The sequence below is a fragment of the Vibrio sp. FF266 genome (assembly GCF_041439695.1).
GTDB classification, from domain to species: domain Bacteria; phylum Pseudomonadota; class Gammaproteobacteria; order Enterobacterales; family Vibrionaceae; genus Vibrio; species Vibrio tasmaniensis_A.
Genome location: NZ_JBGOOO010000042.1, coordinates 14,913 through 37,150 on the forward strand (window position 1 = coordinate 14,913; position 22,238 = coordinate 37,150).

Consider the following 22,238-nt stretch of genomic DNA (forward strand, 5'->3'; position numbering starts at 1 on the left):
AGGGGAAAACGTGGAAGCAGAACTCAGCGGCAATAAATATCTCGCGATAGAACAACATATTAAGGCTCAAATCGATAAAGGGCTCTTTCACCCAGACGACCGCTTGCCTTCCATTCGTCAACTCAGTGAACAACTCGGTGTGAGCAAAAACACCGTGATTCGCGCTTATCAAGAACTGGAAGCGACGGGCTGGGTTTATTCTGTGCCTAAATCAGGCTATCGTGTGAAAACACCGAACACCACCATCTGGGATGCACCGAGCCAGCCTCAAAAAGTCGACCTCTTGTCGGTCACCAAATCTGTACTCTCCCGTCCGAAAGGTCGCTTGAAACTGCTTGCTGGTTCTGCACACCCGAACATTAATAACCCTGCCATTCGTAGCTTGTACGCCGAAATCGGTCGCCATAGCCGTTTGCAAACTCAGCTTCCCGGTTATTACCAATTACCTCCCGGCGATGAGCAATTAGTAAAGCAGTTGCTAAAGATCACCCATGATCTAGGCGTGCCTGCGGGATCGAATGAAATTGCAATTACACATGGTGCTCAACAGGCGATCAGTCTGGCTTTACGTGCATTAACCAAACCGGGAGACATCGTGGCGGTCGAGTCGCCCTGTTATTTCGGTAATCTACTTTTACTTGAATCACTTGGCTTGCAAGCCCTTGAAATACCAAGCAGCGTCAGCCACGGAATCGACATTCCTTCACTACAGAGTGCGTTGGACAAATGGGAAGTGAAAACCTTGCTACTAACGCCAAACTTTACCAATCCAACCGGTTCACGGATGCCATTGGCGAACCGAAAAGCATTACTGGAAATCACCGGATCTTTACCGATTATCGAAGACGATGTGTTCGGTAGCTTGGCATTCGACACACCCATTGCCAGCCTCAAAGAGCTTGATGACCAAGATCGAGTCATTTACGTCAACTCTTTGTCCAAGACCTTAGATTCTCGCTTGCGTATTGGCTGGTTACTCTCAGGTCGTTACCAAGCTCAAGTTGAAAAATACCTGTTATGCGACAACATGGGCAGCTCCAACTTAATGCAATCAGCGGTTGGGCACTTCCTCACTACGGGGAAATATCGAAGTCATTTGTCTAAGATGAAGCGACTCTATCAAGTCAATCAAAAGCAATTCCAAAGCCTGTTAATACAAGCGCTTGATGGCTATGAACACCTTGTTGGCCGCTACCATCTGTCAAAGCCTGAGGGATCTTTTCTAAACTGGATCACGTTACCTGAATCTGTCGATAGCTACGCGATTTATCAAGATTGTTTGAAGCACAAATTGGGAATATTACCTGGCACAGTATTTGGGACAAACGATCAATATAAACACTGCTTGCGCTTCACGGTAGCGAACATCGAAGAGAATAAAGAGTGGAAAGAAGGGGTTGTGACACTAGCGAAAATAATCGCGAAGCATACTTCTTTCTAATCGAATATTTCTGACTGCTAGATCATTCAACAATGAATAAACGTTAACTAAAACAACCAATACAATCACCAAGAAAATGCGTCAAACGCTCACAGATAATACTCCGAAATACCTTTGTAAGTTTTTTAGAAAAATTCAAAAATAATTAGGATTTAACCCCTAACTTTACTGAGTATTTTGTTAGTCTTGGAAACAATTATTTACAATCCAAACAAAAATTAATTGGATCGCTAGAGGTTGTTTTTTTGAATATGAAATTATTCGGCAGTTCCCTAATCCTTTCGGGAACTGCATTAGGGGCTGGCATGCTTGCTATTCCCATGGTGTTGGCCCAGTTTGGCTTCATGATCAGCTCAGTGCTGATGCTACTCATCTTTATCGGCACCACCTACTCTGCACTCCTACTGGCAGAAGCGTGTACCAAAACGAAAGACAACAGTGGCATGAGCAGTGTTGCTTACCTCACTCTGGGCAGCAAAGGTAAACACTTTATCAATGCACTCTTTTATCTGCTGCTGGTATGCATGCTGATCGCCTATATCTTGGGTGTTGGCGACATCATTCATAAGCTACTGCTCGACGTCGGCGTAGACATCTCTGCATCCGCTGCTTATACCGTTTTCAGCCTATTGATGGGTGTGATTGTAGTCGCGGGTAAGTCTTATATCGATAAATTAAACCGTGGTCTATTCATCATGATGGTGGTAATGCTGTTTATTGTAATTGCCTCTCTGTTTAGCAATATCCGTCTAGATTACCTAACTCAAACTAGCCAATACACGGCCAATGACGTGGTGCAGTACAGCGCGGTTATCTTTACCAGTTTTGCCTCTATGGTGGTGATCCCGTCACTGGTTATCTACAACCGCGAAGCGACTCAAAAGCAGATCCGCAATATGATTCTGCTAGGCTCAGTGATACCACTAATCTGCTACCTAACTTGGTTGTTCGCGATTATCGGTAACCTTGGTACAGACGCGATCAGCCAGTTCCACAACATTTCAGAACTGATCTCAGCATTTAGCGGTCAATCTGCTTGGTTGAAGGTAGTTATTGCGCTGTTCTCAGCACTGGCACTGGTGACCTCTTTCCTTGGTGTATCCATGGCGCTGTATGACCAAAACAAAGACGCAGTCACCAACAACAAAGCATTAGCTTATGCTCTGACCTTTGTATTGCCTTTGGTATTAGCAGAGCTGTTCGCAAGCCAGTTCGTGAGCATGTTGGACTATGCAGGCATGGTGTTGGTGTTCCTAGCTATTTGGGGACCACTCGCAATGGTGGTTAAGGTTCGTAGGCCTGACTTCCCTCACCTTCAAACCGAAGGCAGCTATACAGCAGCCGGTGGCGATACGGCACTGATGGCAACATTCGGTTTTGGGGCTTTGATTTTCGTATCTTGGTTTATGGGATAAATCCCAATTGAATACACTATCTGCTGCCATTTAAACGACAGCAGATACAAAAAGCCCGTTAGTCTTACTCGAATTAGCGATCGCAACTAATTAACAGTAGGGCTAACGGGCTTTCTTATTTTCTGATTACCATAGCCAAAAACTAAAAGTGCTTACTTGGTCAAATTGCCAAGCAATTGCTCACACTGTGCTTTTAGCGATTTAAGCTCATCTTCATTCATCTTAGAAAGACATAGCATTTCTACTGGCACAGTTTGCGCTTGCTCTTTGAGCTCTACCCCTGCAGGCGTCAGTGTAATAACTCGAACTCGTTCATCTTCAGCACTGCGAGTTCTAAGCACGTAACCTTTCGTTTCCAAGCGCTTAAGTAAAGGCGTCAACGTACCTGAATCCAAATGCGTTTTTGCGCCTAGGGCTTTGACATTTATCTCTTTTTCTTCCCACAGCACCATCATCACAATGTACTGCAAGTAAGTAAGGTCAAGCGCTTTCAGTAAAGGTTGATACGCTCTACTCATTGCATTCGATGCACTATACAGCGCAAAACACACCTGATTATCCAGTTTTAGATAGTCATCTTGGTCGCTCATGATCACCTCACCAATAAATTAAATTGTGCACAATATACTTGCGCGCTCGAATTTTATCAATTAAGCTAGCTTTAAAATTAAGTTGCACACAATCTAATTTTGCACAACTCAAACAAGGACTAAGACAATGACAACACTCTACACAACTTCTGCTACAGCTACTGCAGGTCGTAACGGCCAAGTTTCTACTGATGACAACCTGCTTTCAGTGGCGTTGAGCTATCCTAAAGAGATGGGCGGAACAGGTGAAGCGACAAACCCTGAGCAACTGTTTGCTGCGGGCTACTCTGCGTGTTTCTCAAATGCTCTACTTCATGTAGCTAAAGAGATGAAAATCAAAATCGCATCGGCGCCAACAACTGCAACAGTCGGTATCGGACCAAATGAAAACGGCGGCTTTGCTTTAACTGTTGCTCTATCGATTGAACTGGATCTAGAGCAAGAACAAGCTGTGACGCTTGTGAAAACGGCGCACCAAGTTTGCCCTTACTCAAACGCGGTTCGTGGCAACATTGATGTGAAATTGTCGGTTAACGGACAAGCGCTTTAGCCGCTTCATCCCCCCCTCCAAAAAAAGAAAAAAAAAGTACCCCGCTAAAAAAATGTCCCGCACTAGGCGGGACATTTTTTATATGCGATAGAAAGCTTCTAGCTCTGAGCTGCTAACTCTTAAACGTATTCGAGAGCTCTTTCAGCGATGTTGCCAACTCAGCCTGCTCTTTCGCTGTTGCAGCAATTTGCGTTGCGCCTGTCGTAGATTCTGTCGACTTCTGCTCTACCGCGACAACGTTCTGAGCAATATCTTGAGTCACTACTGCTTGCTCTTCAGTTGCGGTAGCAATCTGCTCTGCCATGCTGAATATTTTGCTCACAGCCCCTGAAATATCTTGCAGGGTCTGTTCTACTCCTCGTGAGTCTTCAACCGCTCTTGAAGACATCTTCTTGCTGTTATCAATCACATTGAACGCTGTTTGCACGTCCGATTGTAGCGAGTTAATGAAGCCTTCAATTTCCGAAGTGGACTGTTGCGTACGCTGAGCCAAAGTACGAACTTCATCGGCTACGACAGCAAAACCACGACCTTGTTCACCAGCTCGAGCGGCTTCAATCGCTGCATTTAACGCTAACAAATTGGTTTGTTCGGCAACGGATTTAATCACATCAATCACACTGTTAATATTGTTGCTGCTTTCGTGTAGATGAGTGATTTTTTCAGCGAGGCCGTTAATCTCAGAAGCCAAGGTTTCTATCGACTCATAAGATTGTTGAACCGTGCTTAAGCCTTGCTGTGATTGTTCATCAGCGATCTTCGCTGAGCTTGCCGTTTGCTGTGTTTTAGCCGCGACTTCATTCACCGTCGCTGATAGCTCTTCTGTTGCTGTCGCAATCAAGCCAATCTGGTCTTGCTGTTCAACTAAGGTGCTTGAGTTGTATTGGCAAGTTTGCGCCGTCTCTTCTGCTGCTGAAGCAAGTGTCAGGCTAGATTGAGATAGGTTATCGATAACTTGAGAAAACTTCTCTAATGTTTCATTAAGCGACGATGAGATTTGACCCAGCTCACTATTACCTTCGTAAGTCGCACGAACGGTTAAGTCATTGTCATTTCGGACTTTAGAAAGTACTCGCGTTAGATCTTTAACTCGAGTCGTTAAATCAGTAATGGCTTTGAAGCTAACAAAAGTTGCGAACAAAGTGATCACAACAAACATCACAATGCTGCCCATCATTGCTGATTGAGCTTGCTGAGTTTTCTGATCCGTCAGTGTAATAAGAGACTCTGCTAACTGATTTTCAGTCTTCTTCAGCTGAACAATTCGTGCCGTCGATTGAGCAAACCAATAAACAGGATCGACATCAAAACCACTCATTTTCGATTCAGCCACATCACGAAGTTTTTCCACTTCAGCCACCGAGCGATCATTCAGTTGTTGTTTAAAGAAATCAACGTTATCTGGGTTACCAAAAACTTCAAAGTTCGCAAAATATGTATTTTGCTCGGTTACCAAAGAGATGAATTTAACCAGCATACCCGGGCCAAATTCATTTTTAGAAAAGGTGTTGTTGAGAACCGCACGTTCGATACCCGCACGCTCCTTGCCTTGTAGAAAGTTATAGTAGGCGATGGTTTCTGTCGTGATGGTGGCATCAGTACTTAGCTCAGCAATTAATGCAGATACACTCAATAACTTAGCATTAAGTTTGGTGTAGTAGCCTAATGCTTCAGAAAGCGGAATTGATTGAGAATCCACTCTATTGCGAATCGAAGTAATTTGGTTGAGGCTTTGGCTGATTTCAGTATTTAGACGCGTGATCTGCGATAAATCGATTTCTTCAGACTGCCAGTACTCGGTTCTTTGATTGCGTTTGCTGTCTGCGTTAATTCTTTGTGCTTTTAGCTCGCTGCCAAACTTGTTTCCCTGTGACCCGATAAAACCAGCCGTCATACCACGCTCTTTCTGTAACTCGTGCACCAACTCACTGTACACAACCGACAAACGCGTAAGTTGGTTTAATGACGACATTTCACTGGTGGTTTCTACGCCTTTTGAAATGGCAGAAACACTAAGCCATAAAAACCCTAAGATCGGTAAGATAAGCAAAGCGATGATTTTTTGCTTAAATGACATATCGGTTAAATTCATTATTATTTCCCTAACAACTAACAAATCTTCTCAGTCATCGAATTTGGCTTCCTTCTAACGGGTGCGCCTTAATTGTGACTCTATAATTATTCAAGCTGACCTATGTAAACCATGACCTAACTACACAGTTCAGCGCAGAGGACGTTAACATTTAACCTTATAAAACTCATTGGTTTATGAATAAAACTGTTAACTATCTGACTTAACCAGACGAAAAGTACGTGTAACAACATTTCTCTGACGCAGTGACTAAAAATTGACACACACTGCATAATCATAAAGTGGTAGACCAGCGCTCACTGTGTAACCCTTACCAAGCTGTTCACTCACGAGCATCTATATATTCAGTCTCAAATATGTATACTGCCGAGCTTATTAAGTAGAAGCTCGCAGTAAATATGCGACAACAGCTGAGAGGTATTTTTATGGATTGCCCCGCTTGCGAAGAACACATTGGATGGGAATGGGTAGAAGAGGAAGCAATCGAACCCAATGAAGAATTCGATTGCCCAGAGTGCAAAGAAACGCTGATGTACACCATCGATGAAGGCACCTATTATGGCGCGCAACACAAGACCGTTGAAGTTGTCGATGGTTAGGATGTTTTGCTAATGACTAAAACACTTGACCGATTCTTAGTCTGTTACAGCTTTATCGAGCCTAAGCTACTAAACACGCCTTTACTAGAACGAGCGTTCATCTTAAAATATTGAACATATGTTCAGATTAATGAAGTAGATGTTATGGCCAAGACTGCGAAGTTCGATAGACAAGACGTAGTAGATAAAGCGACTAACCTGTATTGGGAAAAGGGCTTTCACGCAACTTCTATGCGCAATCTACAGGACGTGATTGATATGCGTCCCGGCAGTATTTATGCGGCTTTTGGCAGCAAAGAAGGCTTGTTTAAAGAGACATTGGCTCGCTATACCGAACTCGGCATTCACAATTTGAACCGCTTTCGCAGCGAAACCGACTCTCCAATCAAAGCACTAGAAAACTTCGTAAAACGTGCCGTTGTCGAATCGAAAAAAAGCGCGCCTAACGGCATGTGTATGCTGGTTAAAACAGTAGCTGAACTGACGGATGAGCACGCTGAATTATTAGAAGAAGCCAAGAAATCACTCAAAATCATGGAAGGCGAGTTCGCTAAGCTGATTGCCGAAGCGCAAGATTTAGGTGAGATAAGTAAAGATCGAGAACCTACTCAACTAGCTCGCCACGTTCAGGTTCAAATTGCAGGGCTACGCACTTATGCAAAAACCTGCGATGACACAGAACTACTCAACTCAATGGTTGAAGACATCTTCAAGTACCACCCTTTTTAGCAACTGAGCGTATATAGGCTCAGATCTACAAAAAGACGCCCAAGTATTACTACTAATACTTAGGCGTCTTTTTTCTTATTGCTTTTCAGCCAATCTGAAAGCCGATGGCTTTTATACTTTCCTCATAATCAACGCCTGCGCATTAAGCATCGCTTCCTTAGTACTGACATCTAAGGTTTTCACGTTCGCAAAGCGTTCGATCTCTTTAATTGCCACATCATGAGCAAAAATCACCAACCTCGCCCGCTCAATGTCTTTCTGTGTAATGCGATTGCCGATTCCGTTGGCCCCCTGCGTTTCGACTTTAATCCGAACCCCAAGATGATGAGCCGCCTTTTCCAAAGACTTAGCCGCAAGAAACGTATGAGCGACACCAGATGGACAAGAAGTGATCGCCAATACATCCGCTTGTCCTTCTTCCGTTATCGAGCCACCCGTAAACTGATTAGAACTTGCTTCACCTTCGACCACGTTCTTTTTCAGTAGTATCACGATCAGAGCCGTCGTCAGTGCTCCTGCTAATGTCCCGACGATATAGCCAATTTTGCCGTCAACCACCGGCAGCACTATCCAGCCGCCCCATGGTGCATGGTTGATGACATGGAACATAAAGCCAACCACATTACCGACAATGCCACCAGCAACAACAGCGGGCAGAACACGTGCGGGATCAGCTGCTGCAAATGGAATCGCGCCTTCACTGATGCCGATCATTCCCATGATACCGGCGGCTTTTCCGGCTTCACGCTCGTCTCTTTTAAATTTCTTAGGTGATATGAAAGTGGCAAGAGCCATACCTAATGGTGGCGTACAAATGGCAATACCGACGCCGCCCATTAGCCAAGGTTGAGTGTTCACCTGCGTTTGAGCAAACAGCGTCGCCACTTTGTTGATTGGGCCGCCCATATCAAAGGCTGTCATCGCCCCTAAAATACTGCCCAACACCACTTTTCCTGAGCCAGCCATGCCAGTCAGCATTTGGTTCATCTCAAGCATCACATACGCGATAGGAGAGCCAATCACCCACATCACCGCGCCACAGGTAATGAAGGTGCCAACTAAGGGATAAATGAAGATAGAACTCAGCGAGATCATACTGTCAGGGAGTTTGATCTTCTTTAGCAAATTAACCACGAAACCTGCGAAGAATCCGACCACAATGGCACCAAGGAAGCCGGTACTGTACTGATTCACTGCGAGCCAAGAACCAATCATGCCCGGAGCTAAGCCCGGTTTGTCGGCCATTGAATATGCAATGTAACCACCGAGCACAGCGGTAAACAGGGTTAGCCCCGCGATACCCATTTGTGCTATGTCAGCCAGAACGCCGCTCTCAGGTACTGCTCCGTGGCCAGACATCATTACCGACAAAGACAAAAGTACCCCACCCGCGACCACGAATGGGATCATGTGCGAAGTACCGTACAACAAGTGTTCTTTAAGACGATTAAGAGATTGTGCCCAAGGGCTTAATGGTTCGCTGTAAACTTCATGATGACTAGAAGCGTAGCTATCGAAAGATTCAGAATTCGCTTCGAGAAACAGCTCTTGAGCTTCCTCGACCGACTCTACCGCCTTTAATTTTGTAACAAAACCATCTTCGATCAATCGAGTTGAGATCTGAGCCAGAACCTCAATATGATGATCATCGCTATTGTCTGGCGACGCGAGCATAAAAAACACATCCGACAGTTCGCCGCCGTCTGCGCCATAATCGATACCCGTTCGGCTAATACCTACCGCCACAGCAGGTTTAGCTACAGCAGTGCTTTTCGCGTGTGGAATCGCAATACCATCATCAAAGCCCGTATTGCCAATGGCCTCACGCTTCCAGATATCATCAAGGAATTCACTTTTATTGGAGAGCTTGCCCGCACGGTCAAGCAGTTCGACAAGCTCTTCAAATACCGCCTGTTTTGAGTCTGCCTTTAAATCCAGACAGATAATCTCCGGCTCTATAATGTCAGTGATGTCCATGTGCTGCCTCGTCCGAGTACCAATTTAGGTAAATGAGATAAAGAGGTTAATAATATGAAAAGACTAACGAGGCAAGGCCGCTCGATATATAGGACGAAAGGTGCATTGACTGGATAATTGTAACCAAGAAGCAAGAGTGTGATGTTCACCTTTGAATTAAAAACGGGAATCCATAAACTTCCTAGATTCAGATAGTCCCATCGATCCAAGTAAACTGTCGATCTAAGCACACCGAGAATAATAATGAGAATTGTAGCGGTAACTGCGTGCCCTACAGGCATTGCGCACACCTATATGGCAGCTGATGCACTAAATAAAACAGCCCCAAAATTCAATGTTTCAATCAAGGTTGAGACTCAAGGCGCTATGGGGATTGAAAACTTACTGACAGGCCAGGATATTACCCTCGCAGACAAAGTGTTGATCGTCTCTGATATCGACATCGAACAACCAAGTCGATTTGACCCAGCGAAAACCGTATTCATTCCAATGGAAGAGGTGTTATTGAGTGTCGATAAAGTCTTTATCAAGCATTGTCGAACTTAAACCTTTCATGAATGAATATCAGATCACCTTCTTCGTTGACGATCCTGCCGCGAACTCACACGTCGCGCAGCCGTTGACTCGTTTAGCGAAGAAGTTCAAAAGCAACATCCGCATTATCAACATCACTCAAAATCGAACCGCTGATCTCTCCAAATCTGTCGCGATGTTACAAGTGGGTTTACTCCGGGGGGATTTATGCCAGATAACCGCAGTAGGTATTGATGCTGAACTCGCATGTTTTGTAATAAAAGACGTGATTGCTGAGCATTACGACATGGTTGGCTCACAAGTGAATCATGAGTTCTCGAACGATTTAATCCAGCGTATGCCGCAGATATGCCCGCCTTGTGACATAAAGTGGCACCACGCTAAAGCGCAAACTCAACTGACAAAATTTGAGTGCTTGAAAGGGCTCGCTCACCTCGTTTATCCAGAAGACCCAGATGAGCTGATTTTGGCTTTCATTAAGCGAGAAGAACGCTCTTCAACCTGCGTGTCACCAGGTATCGCACTGCCCCATGTGATGTTTGAATCTACTCAAGATCTCTCGATCGCGGTCATCGTCAGTGACAATCCGATTGACTGGGCATCTCAAATTGGCCAAGTACACGTAGCTATCGCTTTAGTACTGCCAACCAAGCCGCAACTTGAACACATTGTGGCGGCTACCAACCTAACTAGAAACCTACTTCACGATCAGGTCAACGAGCGTTTGCAAAAGACTCGAAGCAGTGTCGATTTACAAGCCTTGCTGATGTATATCTCATCTCGCCTGCTGTAAGGCTACTCACTCCAAAAGACGGCTCAACAACAAAATACGCTCCGACTTAAAAAGACGGCTTAACTAAATAGAACCACGATATTCAGTCGGCGTTCTACCGGTGCGATTCTTAAATACTCGACAGAAGTAGTTCACATCCTTAAAGCCGCAACGTAATGCCACTTCATTGAGCTTGAAGTTGTACTTCTTGAGCATGAATTTGGCGCGGTCGACACGGACTCGGGTGATGTATTCTGCCAGCGTCATGTGGCCTTGTTGACGGAACATTCGCGACAAGTGATTGGATGAAATACTAAAGCGTGAGGCAATGCTGTCTCGGGTGATCTGGCGGTGGAAGTTCTCTTGAATGTAGATACAAATCCCTTGATACACATCCTGTACTCGGCTATGAGATTTTTCTACGGGCGCTTCCAGCATGGTTTTACTGTATTGCAGTAGAGCTTGCAGCAATAACTCGTCCATCGGCTGCTTGTTACTCTCTCTCGCTAACGAGCTAAGCGCCTCCAAAATATTATCAATCGCAAAACCAGAGCGAGTCTGAATACTGTGCTTTTGAATATCGTAAAAGCTCTCCTCGCCTTTGCGCTTGCTCACCAAGCTTAAACCAAGCTGACGACGACCAAACAACATGCTCAACACCGAGCAGTCTGTATCCCAGTTTGGCTTGTTCCAGCAGTTGGGTGGGATGAAAATCGCGTCTCCGGCTTTGGCGATAACGTTGGTTATTTTGCGATCATGACTCTCCATTTCATTAATATACTCTCCGTCTAGCACCAGCTCTAAACGTGGAAAGTTCACCTGATAACTGCATGCTGAAGGCGTGTGAAAATCTCCAGCAAACCAGATGTTATGAAACGGTTCTCGCTCATTTAATACAGACGAGATTAAGTCATGAAATATCATTATTCGAACTCTAATGGGCAGCAATAAGGCTACGGGAATAGATATACCCCTTAGTGAAACATAGCGCTATTGAGCAAAATCACAATTTGAGATCTAGGCTACAAAAATCCAGTCACGGAAATAAATTTCCAGTAACGAAACTGACCTAGAACGTTCCTGCTCTAATAAACAAATACGCTGCATCCCTTATAAATAAAAGCCTCAACACATCTTAAACTCTGTCAACACCGCCCTTAAAACAGCCACTCGACTGATCAAAATCACACTCCACTTATAACGCAACAATCATCCAGTAAATGCGTTTTTTCTTCACTACAGAAGGTAAGCCGTAGATTCCAGAATACCCCTAACAAAATAAAAACAGAGTAGGGGTTCATTATGATCACGACATTGATCAATCAAGATTTGATTAAGCTTTCGCTTAGCGCTAATTCAAAAGAAGACGTATTTAAAGAGCTGATAGACGTGCTGTACGCACAAGGCAGAATCTCAGACAAAGCACAGTTTCTTGCCGACATTAAGGCGCGTGAAGAACAAGGTAATACAGGGTTTGAAGAGGGCATTGCCCTGCCACATGCGAAAAGCAGCGCGGTGATCAAACCTGCAGTTGTTATCGGCGTCCACAAGCAGGGTATCGAGTACGGCGCCGATGACGGTCAGCCATCAAAACTCTTCTTCATGATCGCGTCTCCAGATGGCGGCGATGATCACCACATCGAAGTATTGGCAGAGCTTTCTTCAAAACTGATTGAAGAAGGCTTTATCGAAAGCTTCATGAATGCTCAATCTGAACAAGAAGCATTAGAACTACTGCTTACCAAACCTGAGCCATCAGAAACTGAAACCAACGTTGAGAAACAAGGCTTCATCATTGGTGTCACTGGCTGCCCAGCAGGCGTTGCACACACTTATTTGGCAGCTGAAGCGCTAGAGAAAGGCGCAGCGGCTCTTGGCTACGACATCAAGGTCGAAACCAACGGCTCGATAGGCGTTAAAAACAGCCCAACTCAAGAAGAGATCGAACGCGCAGACGCGATTGTCGTCGCTTGTGACAAACAGGTCGACATGGCTCGCTTTGCCGGAAAACGCGTTATCAGCACCAACGTGAAAGCGCCAATCAAAGACGCGCAAGGCTTGATTAAGCAAGCACTCAACGCACCTAGCTACCAAGCTGAACAAGCACCTACCAACCAATCTGTTGCAGAAAAAGCCTCACAAGCGCGTTCAGACCTTTATCGTTACCTGATGAATGGCGTATCACACATGATCCCATTCGTAGTCACTGGCGGCCTATTGATTGCCCTAGCACTAGCCATTGGCGGTGAGCCAAGCGAGTCTGGCATGGCGATTCCTGCTGGCAGCATGTGGAACCAAATTCTAGAAGTCGGTGTGGTTGCCTTCACATTGATGATCCCAATCTTGGCTGGCTACATTGCTTACGCGATTGCTGACCGCCCAGCCCTAACCCCTGGCCTTATCGGTGGTTGGATTGCTAACAACGGCTCTTTCTACGGCGCTGACGCAGGCACAGGCTTCATCGGCGCAATCATTGCCGGTCTATTGGTGGGTTACTTCGTTAAATGGATCACCTCGTTCAACTACCACAAGTTCGTTCAACCGCTTGTGTCTATCATGATCGCTCCGATCACTGGTTCTCTATTCATCGCGGGTCTGTTCATCTTTGTTATCGGCGCGCCAATCGCTGGGCTGATGGATGCTCTTACTGCACTACTAACGAGCATGAGTACAGGCAACGTGGTTCTGCTTGGCATCGTACTGGGTGGTATGGCTGGTTTCGATATGGGCGGCCCATTCAACAAAGTAGCGTTCCTATTCTCAGTCGGCATGATTGCCAGCGGTCAAACTCAATTCATGGGTGCGATGGCGTGTGCAATTCCTGTGGCTCCACTGGGTATGGCCATCGCAACCAGACTTGGCCGCAAGTTCGACCTGTTCGAATCTTCTGAAATTGAAGCAGGTAAAGCAGCAGGCGCGATGGGCTTAGTGGGTATCTCTGAAGGTGCGATTCCTTTCGCAGCTCAAGATCCAATGTCGGTTATCCCTGCCAACGTACTTGGCTCAATGACAGCGGCTGTTATGGCGTTCTCATTTGGTATCACCAACAGCGTTGCGCACGGTGGTCCAGTAGTCGCTCTACTTGGCGCTATGAACTACCCAATGCTAGCACTGCTGTGCATGGCATCTGGCGCGGGCGTAACTGCGGTTACTTGTATCGCGCTTAAAAATCTACGTAAAGCCAAGTTAACAACAGCAGCGGCTTAAGCCATTTCAACTCCAATGGCTTGAGCCCTTCGACCCTACTGTTTTTAGTAACTAATACTTTTAACAACGAATAAGTCGATTACAGCTCAAGCCATGTTTCCCTTCATGGTGATTTCGATGTCTGATTTTTCTTTAGCGAACGACTCGTTCGTACAACGCTTTTTCTACCCTATGACTAACGTGATTCAAAACTACGCATGGGGTAGCCCTTCTTCGTTTAGCCACCTGTTTGGTATTGATAACCAATCAGGTGAGCCACAAGCGGAGATCTGGATGGGCGCTCACCCGAATGGCTGCTCAATGGTGAACGACAACGGGCAGCAGACCACATTGTCTAGCTTGATTTCTAAGAACCTAAACCTGTTTCTAAGTGAGAAAGTCGCGAGCCGTTTTGGTGAACTTCCGTATCTGTTTAAGGTGTTAGCAGCAGAGAAAGCGCTGTCTGTTCAAGTACACCCGAACAAGCAACAAGCGGAATCTGGATATGCACTAGAAGAGCAACAAGGCATTCCAATGACAGCGGGTAACCGTAACTACAAGGATCCTAATCACAAGCCAGAACTGGTGTATGCATTAACCGACTACACCGCGATGAATGGTTTTAGATCAATCAGCGAGATTCTTGAGCACTTCCATTACCTTGATATTCCAGAGCTGCATTCGATGGTCAATGACCTAGAGGGCGACCAAACTCCCAATGGATTAGCGAGCTTCTTCGCGAGCTTATTGTCTTTGCAAGGAGAACAAAAAGGCATGGCGCTGACCATGTTGCTGGTGAAGGCGAAGCTTTCAGATACACCTGTATTCCAATTGATTTCAGAACTGGAAGATCAATACCCAGGTGATGTCGGCCTGTTTGCTCCGCTGTTATTGAACGTGATTACCCTAAAGCCGGGGCAAGCCATGTATCTAGACGCTGAGACTCCCCATGCTTACATCAAGGGTACAGGCTTAGAGATCATGGCGAACTCAGACAATGTGCTGCGTGCCGGGTTAACGCCTAAGTACATGGACGTGAACGAACTGGTTTCTTGTACTCGATTTAATGAAAAGCCTGCGGATAGATTACTGCTCAGCCCGATAGAGCAAGGTGATGTGATGGAATACCAAATTCCGGTCGAAGATTTTAAGTTCTCTATCGTGCAAAACTCAAATCAGCGACAGATCACTACCGAAGGTGCCGAGATCCTATTGCCGCTTGACGAATCTATGGTACTCACTCACCAATGTGGCGAAACCTGCGTGATAGAGAAAGGCCAGTCGGTGTTCATTCCGGCTTACGCAGAGAGCTACAAACTCGATTGCGTTGGACGTGTCGCGCGAGCTTACAGCTAGCTCTACAAAGTAAATCTAGCTCTCCCGAGTAAATACAAACACTGATCATGCCCTGCTTTGCGGGGCATTTTTGTTTCTGACGAAGCTTATTAGCGTGTCAAAAACATAATCAAGATGCCATCAAATATGACCCATCTCACACTGCATTAATGATGCAAATCACACTTAATTTTGCTGGATACAAATGTACAGTGAAGGGCTTTTATTTGCTATTTCGCGAATCGGGTTAATCCATTAATTTTAATTCAAGAACTTCAATAGTGAATGAGTTAATAAATGATCACACAGCTAACCAACGTCAACTTAATTAATAACAACCTTCAAGCGAATAATAAAAAAGAACTGTTTGAAGAATTGGCAGGCATGTTATTTGAAAACAACCGAATCAGTAATAAAGAAGCCTTCTTGGCAGACATCGAAATTCGTGAATCTCAAAGCATCACTTCTATGGACGGCATCGCTTACCCACACTCAAAAAGCAAGGCTGTCACTGAGCCGGCAATCGCTGTCGGTGTTAAGCGTGAAGGCATTGAGTATGGCGATGAAGACGGCATCAACCCAACCGTATTTTTTATGATCGCATCACCAGACAACGGTGCTGACCATCATATTTATGTACTACAAGAACTGTTTGGAAAATTCAGCGATGAATTTATCCAGAATATCCATAACGCAAAAGATGAACATCAAATCCTTAATATTTTAATTAATTCATAAGGCGTAGAAAATTATGAGTACCCTAGCAAATCAAGCTACCAATACTAGCAATAAAAATAGTAGTAGCGACTATAAAAAAATCCTCAGTACCATGAAAGGCCATCTGCTTTTCGGTACATCACACATGCTGCCTTTCATCGTAGCCGGTGGTGTTCTATTGGCTTTAGCGGTAATGGCATCAGGCAAAGGTGCTGTACCTGCAGACGGCCTGCTAGCAGACATCTCTAATATCGGTATCAAAGGCCTTGTTCTTTTCCCAATCATTCTTGGCGGCTTTATTGGTTACTCAATTGCAGATAAACCAGCACTGGCACCTGCGATGATCTCTTCTGGCATCATGGCTGACATGGGCGGCGGCTTCCTTGGTTGTATCGTGGCTGGCTTTATCGCCGGTGGCGTGGTGTTCCAACTTAAGAAAATCCCACTTTCTACCAACATGACTGCGCTAGGTGCTTACTTTATCTACCCGCTTCTAGGCACGTTAATCTCTGCCGGCATCGTACTGTGGGGCATTGGTGAGCCAATCAAACTGTTCATGTCTTCAATGAACGAGTTCCTAGCTTCAATGGCTGGCGCGTCTAAGATGGTTCTGGGCACAATCCTTGGTGGTATGACGGCGTTTGATATGGGCGGCCCTATCAACAAAGTAGCAACGCTATTTGCTCAAACTCAAGTAGACACTCAACCTTGGTTAATGGGCGGTGTAGGCATCGCGATTTGTACACCACCTCTAGGTATGGCATTGGCGACTTTCCTATTCAAAAACAAGTTCTCTAAACAGGAGCAAGAAGCAGGTAAAGCAGCAGCAATCATGGGTTCTATCGGTATCTCTGAAGGTGCTATCCCATTCGCAGCGAATGACCCAATGCGCGTACTTCCTTCAATCGTTGCCGGTGGTATCGTGGGCTGTGTATTCGGCTTCATGACAGACGTTCTACTACACTCACCTTGGGGCGGCCTAATCACAGCACCAGTATCAAGTAACATTCCAATGTACGTGGTCGGTATTGCGCTAGGTTCACTAACTACGGCGGTTATCGTTGGCTTCTGGAAGCCAGTAGCGGTTGAAACAGAAGAAGACATGGTTGAAGCGCCAGTACAAGCTCAAACAGCTCCTGTAGCAGGCGAAGGCGAGTACGACATCGTAGCCGTAACATGTTGCCCTTCTGGTGTTGCACACACCTTCATGGCAGCGAAAGCACTGGAAAAAGCAGGCTTGGCAGCAGGCCTTAAGATTAAGGTAGAAACTCAAGGTCAAAACGGTATTCAGAACCGCATCAGCGACCTAGATGTAGCGAACGCGAGACTGGTTATCTTGGCTCACGATATTCAAGTGAAAGACGCTCACCGCTTTGCTAACGCGAACGTGATTGAGTGTTCAACCAAGGAAGCGATGAAGAAAGCCGCGGACATGGTGGCTATTTAAAGCCTGAAACAAGTTAGAAGATAAAATTACTACCCCCTACCCCATTCGCCTTGTCAGCGAATGGGGATTTATATTTATATAATGTTCAAAGCTTTTTACTGCTTGATATAAAGATCCTTAGAATAGATGCGGCCTTCAACGTTATTCTTCGCAAAGCCGCCAACACTTGGTCGCACTAGACGAGCCTGCATGTAGTAGTAGATTGGCGCGATCGGCATATCTTCAGCCAGTAACTGCTCCGCTTGGTCATAGAAACCTTGGCGTTCTTGCTCATTAGTTGCAGCCAATGCGCTATCCATTGCTGAGTCGTACTTGTCGTTGTTGTAACGAGCAAAGTTACCTGAAGATTCAGAACGCAGAAGGCTTAAGAAGGTCGACGCTTCATTGTAATCACCACACCAAGACGCTCGCATCACATCAAAATCACCTTGTCGACGTGACACTAAGTAAGACTTCCACTCTTGGTTTTCCAACTCAACTTGCGCGCCTAGATTGCTTTTCAGCATAGATGCAATCGCCACCGCAATCGACTTATTCGATTCACTGGTGTTGTAAAGCAATTTAAAATCTAGCGGGTTAGAAGCATCGTATCCGGCTTCTTTCAGCAACTCTTTCGCCTTTTGGTCACGGTCCCTTTGAATCCATGTACTGTACTCAGGTTGAGTGGCATCAAAACCTGCCGTGTATTCATGAGCAAAGGTATAAGCTGGTAAGTTACCTACTTGAGTCACTCCATTAGTAATCACATTGCGCATCATGGAATAAGACACCGCTTTACGCACTCGCGCATCATCAAACGGAGGGCGCGTGGTATTGAACGCGTAATAGTAAGTACACAATAAAGGTACCGCTGTATACGCGTCTTGATATTTCATTTTTAGCTGCTGCGCCATGTGTGTCGGCACATCAGACGTAATATCGACCTCGCCCACCGCATAGCGATTAATCGACGCATTCTGGTTCTCAAACGGAATGTAAGTCACTTGGGTTAAGTGCGTATCTGAACTGTCCCAATAGTTAGGGTTCTTCTCCAGTTCAATGCGTTCGTTCACCACCCACTCGCCTAAAACAAACGCACCATTGCCAACAAACTGCTTCGGATCGCTCCACGGCTTATCGCTGTTTTCTAGCGTTGCCTTGTGAACGGGCATCATTGAAGTGTGGCCTGTCATCGCCACAAAGTATGGAACTTTGCTATCGAGTTCGAACTTCACCGTGTGCTTATCAACCGCCGAGATACCGAGCTCTTCAACAGGCTTCTTACCTTCTGCCACATCAGCGATATTTTTGATTTGAGTTAGCTTGAGATACCACACATTTGGCGAAGCAAGCTTTGGGTCGACCGCGCGTCTTATCGCATACACGAAATCATCGGCTGTCACCGGATCGCCATTCGACCATTTCGCGTCTTTACGCAGGTGGAATACAAACGTCTGGTTGTCTTCGGTTTCCCAAGATTCCGCGACACCTGGAGTGATGTTGCCATCGCGGTCTTGGATCACTAAACCTTCAAACAGGTCACGTAGAATGTGCATTTCAGGCAAGCCTTCTGCCTTTGCCGGATCGAGTGTCGCAGCTTCTGCATCATTGGCTCGCACCAAATGTTGGTCTTTTGCCAGTGAAACACCAGCAGGTAAGGTTTCAGCAACGGCAGTCACTGAGATAAAAGGGGTCAATAAAGATGAAATGAGTAAAGCCGTTGAATGTTTTTTAAAATCCATGTTTTTTTGCTCTCCTAGCCTATCTTTGAAGCAAAGTAATAAAATTAACAATGCGACGGTTGACGAGTTTTGACGCTATGGTTTATTTAATAGAGGTCATCTAAATAGTAGTGACACTTTGATACTACTTGATCAATCAGGAGATTAAGGTGAGTTTAATTCCAAGAACGGAAAGAGCTGCGTTTTCGATAAAGCCGCTGTCATATGGAAAATCGGTGTTGGGTGCACCCTTACTCTACTTCCCCGCACAAATAGAAAGCGAATCTCGCGGGCTGATTTTAGCAGGCACACACGGCGATGAAACCGCTTCTATCGCAGGTTTGTCTTGCGCGCTAAGAAGCTTACCTGCTGCCAACTTACGACACGATGTAATCCTGTCGATGAACCCAGACGGCAACCAGCTTGGCACTCGCGCTAACGCAAATCAAGTCGATCTCAACCGCGCCTTTCCGACTAAAAACTGGACAGAAAACGGCACCGTCTATCGCTGGAGTTCTCACACCCCAGTCAGAGATGTAAAAGTAAAAACGGGGCAAGCCGATCTGCTTGAACCGGAAGTGCAGTCGCTCATCAACCTCATTGAGCAACGCCAACCCAAGTTCGTCATCTCTTTCCACGAACCACTCGCCATGGTCGATGACCCAGCTCAATCCGAACTCGCCTCTTGGTTAGGCAAGCAGTTCAACCTACCACTCGTAGAAGACGTTGATTACGAAACCCCAGGCTCATTCGGCACTTGGTGCCAAGAAAGAAACCTACCGTGTATTACCGTAGAGCTGCCGCCCGTTTCTGCGGATTTGACTATAGAGCAGTATTTGGATGCATTTTTGGCGGTGTTGGGGTATGAGGGGGTTGTTTAAAGATTTGTTTAAAGATTGCTAACTCATTTTTGGACAAGAACGAACCAGTGACTTCGCTAAATTAGCAAATCATAAATCAGTATAGATAATGTAAAATGAGCTATGACGAACAGTCTACTTGCGTTAGCCCGAAAGATAAATTTTTTTGGGCGCATTAAGTGACGTTAAGTTAGACAAATAATCATCATAATTGAGAGCCAAGTAAGAGCATTGCACCAGCTTGCTGTTGCCCTGAAAATGATTGCATTTTAGTAACATAAATGATCTTGCATTGCTCATTATTACTAAAAGTTACACCTCGACGCTCTAACTCTGCAAACGCAACGTCTCTATTCGCGTCATAAGCAGCCTCTGAACATAGCTTGGCGGTAGTCATATTTTCAGCAGATTTTGGAGTGAGAACACAGCCAGCCAACAACAAAGGCAATAAAAAAAAGATAAATCGAAACAACATTAGATCTCCGTAATCCTAATTTTTTCCACACTAGTGAAGATGACTTCAATATCTTTGCAAGTCGCCCATCCTTTTCCTTCGGTACTTAATTTATTCAGAAACTGAATAGCCTCCATTGGTTTTTTCGATAATTTTCCATCGAAAGATTGCAGTTCTCCATCATCTACAATTAACCATCGGCTTTTTTCCTTTTTAAGATTAATAAATATTGTTCCGTCAGGAAATGGGGGAAATGTATCAGCAAAAGATGCCCCAACACATACTGGACTAAAAGCCTTTTTTTGAAAAAATGATTCACTCATATCTCTTCCCTGTTTAATAAACGAGTTATTGATAATCAAAGTACAACAAAAAGGGGAGAAGGCAAGCATAAAAAAAGCAGCTCTAGCTTCAACCTCATTGGAAAACCTACGCATAATTTCTAAAGCACATGGATTAGATTAATTAGGTTTATTCTAGATCATTCAAGGATGTCGATTTGGCGGAGCTGAGAAACTTTGGGGTACTTTCGTGTTTGAAAGTGCTGACTGTATCGGTTCTGGACAGAAACGCGTTAGAGCTTAAGAGCTAACGCGCTCGATATAGATTAGAATTAATATCTTGAAACCATAAACGCTTGTTAGTTGCGAAACTTTACATTTCGTAGCTCAGTACCGATTATCAGGACTAATTCATGTTGTCTGGTGTATGAAGATTAGTGCCACAAACTGTGCACTTATAGTCACCTGTAGCTTCGCCCTCCATCAATGCACTGGCAACTGATGCAAAAAAGCCTGAGAAAAAACCTGCTGATTTCGACGCACTGGATTTTTTTGGTTGCGAGAAGCTTTCATATTTGTGGAGGGTGATCTCTTTGCAATTGCAACAGAACGCTTTCGTTTGCTCAGAACCGTACATTTTAACCAACCCGATTATTCATCTGTAGTTTTCACAACCTCAAAGCAACCAACGCTTTATAGGCGGAATTTTTTCTTTTTTACATTCCGTCTATGTTGCTGCCATATATTATGAAGCTCAACTGGTATTACCCTGTTATGTGAATCGGCATATGGTAATGGGGGCAAACTACGGAAAATTCCGTATAAGAGACCAAAGTACTGATTGATTAACTTGGTCTATCGGTGGGCTTTGTTGCGTAATTAAATTTAAAGATAGAACTACCCCGTTTCGCGTATTTCTTAATCAATACGACAAGTTTCAGGCATACCTAACCCAGTAAGCTTGTTCAACGCTTTTATCATCGCGTAAGTTTCACCCACCTGGGCATTGTAATTTCTTAAGCTCAGTTTCCCTCCTAGCAACTGTTTAACTCGATACATCGCTGTTTCTGAGAGTGAACGTTTGTGGTATCCATACCGCTCTTTCCAATACTTATTTGAGCCGTATAATTTCTGGCAACCCACGGCGAGATTTCGAGGATGACCACGCTCCCAGAAGGCTGCCCCTTCTCTTGGGGGAATAAGCGCAACGGCTCGCTTCATCTTAATAGCAGCGCGACACGCTCTCGTGTCGTAAGCGCCATCACCAGACACCTCAAGGATGCTTCGACGTGTTTGTTTCAGTAGGTTCGGGAGTACTTCACCATCTGTAACCGTTGATAAACTTAGCTCGGCGGCAATGATCTCATGAGTGCTTGTATCAACTGCAATATGCAGCTTTCGCCAGACTCTCCGCTTGCCATCCGTCCCGTGTTTTTTGACTTTCCATTCACCTTCGCCATAAACCTTAAGGCCAGTTGCATCAATGGCTAGGTGTTGTATCGCTCCTCTCGCTTTAGTCTTAAATGAGACCTCAACTTGCTTGGCTCTACGACTGATGC

21 protein-coding genes are annotated in these 22,238 nt (G+C 45.2%); 12 read left to right on the forward strand and 9 right to left on the reverse strand.

Annotation, left to right across the window (positions count from 1 at the left end; genetic code table 11):
- Positions 1 to 10 precede the first annotated feature (10 nt).
- Positions 11 to 1,441 (forward strand): PLP-dependent aminotransferase family protein, encoded by a 1,431-nt coding sequence (locus ACED59_RS20955; protein ID WP_017097654.1) that lies wholly within the window; start codon positions 11 to 13, stop codon positions 1,439 to 1,441.
- A 251-nt stretch (positions 1,442 to 1,692) separates the two neighbouring features.
- Positions 1,693 to 2,856, forward strand: coding sequence for an amino acid permease (locus ACED59_RS20960; RefSeq protein WP_012601109.1), 1,164 nt, complete (start codon positions 1,693 to 1,695; stop codon positions 2,854 to 2,856).
- Positions 2,857 to 3,008: 152 nt separating this feature from the next.
- Here ACED59_RS20960 and ACED59_RS20965 read toward each other — a convergent pair whose 3' ends face one another.
- A complete protein-coding gene (locus ACED59_RS20965; RefSeq protein ID WP_029223898.1) occupies positions 3,009 to 3,446 on the reverse strand; it encodes a MarR family winged helix-turn-helix transcriptional regulator in 438 nt (145 codons plus the stop codon).
- A gap of 127 nt (positions 3,447 to 3,573) precedes the next feature.
- Between ACED59_RS20965 and ACED59_RS20970 the strand changes: the two genes are divergently transcribed.
- On the forward strand, positions 3,574 to 3,996 hold the full coding sequence (locus ACED59_RS20970; protein ID WP_012601111.1) for an organic hydroperoxide resistance protein: 423 nt from the start codon (positions 3,574 to 3,576) through the stop codon (positions 3,994 to 3,996).
- A gap of 112 nt (positions 3,997 to 4,108) precedes the next feature.
- Here ACED59_RS20970 and ACED59_RS20975 read toward each other — a convergent pair whose 3' ends face one another.
- Positions 4,109 to 6,088, reverse strand: coding sequence for a methyl-accepting chemotaxis protein (locus ACED59_RS20975; RefSeq protein WP_029223897.1), 1,980 nt, complete (start codon positions 6,086 to 6,088; stop codon positions 4,109 to 4,111).
- A 425-nt stretch (positions 6,089 to 6,513) separates the two neighbouring features.
- Here ACED59_RS20975 and ACED59_RS20980 point away from each other — a divergent pair, with 425 nt between their 5' ends.
- Together ACED59_RS20980 and ACED59_RS20985 are read left to right on the forward strand one after the other, a co-directional pair.
- Positions 6,514 to 6,687: a hypothetical protein gene (locus ACED59_RS20980; RefSeq protein ID WP_017097651.1), complete on the forward strand. Its 174-nt coding sequence runs from the start codon at positions 6,514 to 6,516 to the stop codon at positions 6,685 to 6,687.
- Positions 6,688 to 6,831: 144 nt separating this feature from the next.
- The gene (locus tag ACED59_RS20985) at positions 6,832 to 7,416 is read left to right on the forward strand and encodes a TetR/AcrR family transcriptional regulator (protein WP_017097650.1); all 585 of its coding nucleotides are present in this window, start codon (positions 6,832 to 6,834) and stop codon (positions 7,414 to 7,416) included.
- 111 nt (positions 7,417 to 7,527) lie between these two features.
- Here the strand turns inward: ACED59_RS20985 and ACED59_RS20990 are convergent, their stop codons facing one another.
- Positions 7,528 to 9,393 (reverse strand): fructose-specific PTS transporter subunit EIIC, encoded by a 1,866-nt coding sequence (locus ACED59_RS20990; protein WP_017097649.1) that lies wholly within the window; start codon positions 9,391 to 9,393, stop codon positions 7,528 to 7,530.
- Between the two features lie 243 nt (positions 9,394 to 9,636).
- On the opposite strand from ACED59_RS20990, the gene ACED59_RS20995 reads away from it, so the two are divergent.
- A complete protein-coding gene (locus ACED59_RS20995) occupies positions 9,637 to 9,939 on the forward strand; it encodes a PTS fructose transporter subunit IIB (RefSeq protein ID WP_009846233.1) in 303 nt (100 codons plus the stop codon).
- Positions 9,940 to 9,946: 7 nt separating this feature from the next.
- On the forward strand, positions 9,947 to 10,720 hold the full coding sequence (locus tag ACED59_RS21000) for a PTS sugar transporter subunit IIA (RefSeq protein ID WP_017097648.1): 774 nt from the start codon (positions 9,947 to 9,949) through the stop codon (positions 10,718 to 10,720).
- A gap of 63 nt (positions 10,721 to 10,783) precedes the next feature.
- Here ACED59_RS21000 and ACED59_RS21005 read toward each other — a convergent pair whose 3' ends face one another.
- Positions 10,784 to 11,623, reverse strand: a complete 840-nt coding sequence (locus ACED59_RS21005) for a helix-turn-helix transcriptional regulator (protein WP_009846231.1) — start codon at positions 11,621 to 11,623, stop codon at positions 10,784 to 10,786.
- Between the two features lie 378 nt (positions 11,624 to 12,001).
- On the opposite strand from ACED59_RS21005, the gene ACED59_RS21010 reads away from it, so the two are divergent.
- From ACED59_RS21010 to ACED59_RS21025, 4 genes are all read left to right on the forward strand, one after another.
- Positions 12,002 to 13,906 (forward strand): fructose-specific PTS transporter subunit EIIC, encoded by a 1,905-nt coding sequence (locus ACED59_RS21010; RefSeq protein ID WP_017097646.1) that lies wholly within the window; start codon positions 12,002 to 12,004, stop codon positions 13,904 to 13,906.
- Positions 13,907 to 14,023: 117 nt separating this feature from the next.
- Positions 14,024 to 15,241: a mannose-6-phosphate isomerase, class I gene (manA, locus tag ACED59_RS21015; RefSeq protein ID WP_017097645.1), complete on the forward strand. Its 1,218-nt coding sequence runs from the start codon at positions 14,024 to 14,026 to the stop codon at positions 15,239 to 15,241.
- A 276-nt stretch (positions 15,242 to 15,517) separates the two neighbouring features.
- Positions 15,518 to 15,958: a PTS sugar transporter subunit IIA gene (locus tag ACED59_RS21020; protein ID WP_016787567.1), complete on the forward strand. Its 441-nt coding sequence runs from the start codon at positions 15,518 to 15,520 to the stop codon at positions 15,956 to 15,958.
- Between the two features lie 13 nt (positions 15,959 to 15,971).
- Positions 15,972 to 17,384, forward strand: a complete 1,413-nt coding sequence (locus ACED59_RS21025) for a fructose-specific PTS transporter subunit EIIC (protein ID WP_371705112.1) — start codon at positions 15,972 to 15,974, stop codon at positions 17,382 to 17,384.
- 95 nt (positions 17,385 to 17,479) lie between these two features.
- Here the strand turns inward: ACED59_RS21025 and ACED59_RS21030 are convergent, their stop codons facing one another.
- Entirely contained in the window at positions 17,480 to 19,105 is a 1,626-nt protein-coding gene (locus ACED59_RS21030) for an ABC transporter substrate-binding protein (protein WP_029223896.1), read from the reverse strand.
- A 149-nt stretch (positions 19,106 to 19,254) separates the two neighbouring features.
- Between ACED59_RS21030 and mpaA the strand changes: the two genes are divergently transcribed.
- Positions 19,255 to 19,965: a murein tripeptide amidase MpaA gene (mpaA, locus tag ACED59_RS21035; protein WP_017097641.1), complete on the forward strand. Its 711-nt coding sequence runs from the start codon at positions 19,255 to 19,257 to the stop codon at positions 19,963 to 19,965.
- 184 nt (positions 19,966 to 20,149) lie between these two features.
- Here the strand turns inward: mpaA and ACED59_RS21040 are convergent, their stop codons facing one another.
- The 4 genes from ACED59_RS21040 to ACED59_RS21055 all read right to left on the reverse strand — a co-directional run.
- Entirely contained in the window at positions 20,150 to 20,419 is a 270-nt protein-coding gene (locus ACED59_RS21040) for a hypothetical protein (protein ID WP_017097640.1), read from the reverse strand.
- Positions 20,419 to 20,721, reverse strand: coding sequence for a hypothetical protein (locus ACED59_RS21045; protein WP_241816776.1), 303 nt, complete (start codon positions 20,719 to 20,721; stop codon positions 20,419 to 20,421). The genes ACED59_RS21040 and ACED59_RS21045 overlap by 1 nt, the downstream gene beginning before the upstream one ends.
- A 364-nt stretch (positions 20,722 to 21,085) precedes the next feature.
- A complete protein-coding gene (locus ACED59_RS21050; protein ID WP_017097638.1) occupies positions 21,086 to 21,316 on the reverse strand; it encodes a hypothetical protein in 231 nt (76 codons plus the stop codon).
- A 281-nt stretch (positions 21,317 to 21,597) separates the two neighbouring features.
- Positions 21,598 to 22,238, reverse strand: a 641-nt coding sequence (locus ACED59_RS21055; protein ID WP_371731379.1) for an IS5 family transposase, incomplete at its 5' end; no start/stop codon positions are given.

Bases quoted from the DNA above. Each gene is read 5' to 3' on its own strand.
- ACED59_RS20960 (WP_012601109.1), top strand. From the start codon at position 1,693: ATGAAATTATTCGGCAGTTCCCTAATCCTTTCGGGAACTGCATTAGGG.
- ACED59_RS20965 (WP_029223898.1), bottom strand. From the start codon at position 3,446: ATGAGCGACCAAGATGACTATCTAAAACTGGATAATCAGGTGTGTTTT.
- ACED59_RS20970 (WP_012601111.1), top strand. From the start codon at position 3,574: ATGACAACACTCTACACAACTTCTGCTACAGCTACTGCAGGTCGTAAC.
- ACED59_RS20975 (WP_029223897.1), bottom strand. From the start codon at position 6,088: ATGAATTTAACCGATATGTCATTTAAGCAAAAAATCATCGCTTTGCTT.
- ACED59_RS20980 (WP_017097651.1), top strand. From the start codon at position 6,514: ATGGATTGCCCCGCTTGCGAAGAACACATTGGATGGGAATGGGTAGAA.
- ACED59_RS20985 (WP_017097650.1), top strand. From the start codon at position 6,832: ATGGCCAAGACTGCGAAGTTCGATAGACAAGACGTAGTAGATAAAGCG.
- ACED59_RS20990 (WP_017097649.1), bottom strand. From the start codon at position 9,393: ATGGACATCACTGACATTATAGAGCCGGAGATTATCTGTCTGGATTTA.
- ACED59_RS20995 (WP_009846233.1), top strand. From the start codon at position 9,637: ATGAGAATTGTAGCGGTAACTGCGTGCCCTACAGGCATTGCGCACACC.
- ACED59_RS21000 (WP_017097648.1), top strand. From the start codon at position 9,947: ATGAATGAATATCAGATCACCTTCTTCGTTGACGATCCTGCCGCGAAC.
- ACED59_RS21005 (WP_009846231.1), bottom strand. From the start codon at position 11,623: ATGATATTTCATGACTTAATCTCGTCTGTATTAAATGAGCGAGAACCG.
- ACED59_RS21010 (WP_017097646.1), top strand. From the start codon at position 12,002: ATGATCACGACATTGATCAATCAAGATTTGATTAAGCTTTCGCTTAGC.
- manA (WP_017097645.1), top strand. From the start codon at position 14,024: ATGTCTGATTTTTCTTTAGCGAACGACTCGTTCGTACAACGCTTTTTC.
- ACED59_RS21020 (WP_016787567.1), top strand. From the start codon at position 15,518: ATGATCACACAGCTAACCAACGTCAACTTAATTAATAACAACCTTCAA.
- ACED59_RS21025 (WP_371705112.1), top strand. From the start codon at position 15,972: ATGAGTACCCTAGCAAATCAAGCTACCAATACTAGCAATAAAAATAGT.
- ACED59_RS21030 (WP_029223896.1), bottom strand. From the start codon at position 19,105: ATGGATTTTAAAAAACATTCAACGGCTTTACTCATTTCATCTTTATTG.
- ACED59_RS21040 (WP_017097640.1), bottom strand. From the start codon at position 20,419: ATGTTGTTTCGATTTATCTTTTTTTTATTGCCTTTGTTGTTGGCTGGC.
- ACED59_RS21045 (WP_241816776.1), bottom strand. From the start codon at position 20,721: ATGAGTGAATCATTTTTTCAAAAAAAGGCTTTTAGTCCAGTATGTGTT.
- ACED59_RS21050 (WP_017097638.1), bottom strand. From the start codon at position 21,316: ATGTACGGTTCTGAGCAAACGAAAGCGTTCTGTTGCAATTGCAAAGAG.